The sequence below is a fragment of the Streptomyces sp. WM6378 genome (assembly GCF_001279695.1).
GTDB lineage: Bacteria > Actinomycetota > Actinomycetes > Streptomycetales > Streptomycetaceae > Streptomyces.
This window is the reverse complement of record NZ_LGDD01000214.1, coordinates 1-333: the sequence shown is the minus strand read 5'-3', so window position 1 is coordinate 333 and position 333 is coordinate 1. Positions and strand designations below refer to the sequence as shown.

The following is a 333-nucleotide window of genomic DNA, read 5'->3' as shown; positions in this document are numbered from 1 at the left end:
CGCGAACCCCCCGGCCCCGGCGACGTCTACGAGGTCACCCCCCACCCCGGCCTCTTCATCGCCTTCCCCTCCTGGCTCCGGCACGGCGTCGCCCCCCACAACTGCGAGACCGGCCGGGTTTGCGTCGCTTTCAACGTCACCATGGAGGCCCCGTGACCGCTCTCGACACGCTCCCCATCCCGCCCAACCGCACGATGGAAGACCGGTGGACCACGCCTGTCTGGCTCGGCACTCTGCATCCGGCCGCCGACCACGACCTCCTGCGCACCCAGATGCGGCAGACCCCGCACGGCCGCCGCGAGATCGACCCCGCCGAAGTCCTCGACACGGACA

At 71.5% G+C, this 333-nt stretch carries 2 protein-coding genes; both read left to right on the top strand.

Features of this window, described 5'->3' with window-relative positions; all coding sequences use genetic code 11:
* Window positions 1-156, top strand: a 156-nt coding sequence (locus ADK54_RS48810; protein WP_199826986.1) for a putative 2OG-Fe(II) oxygenase, incomplete at its 5' end; no start/stop codon positions are given.
* Window positions 153-333, top strand: a 181-nt coding sequence (locus ADK54_RS17745) for a hypothetical protein (RefSeq protein ID WP_159047814.1), incomplete at its 3' end; no start/stop codon positions are given. The genes ADK54_RS48810 and ADK54_RS17745, both read left to right, overlap by 4 nt.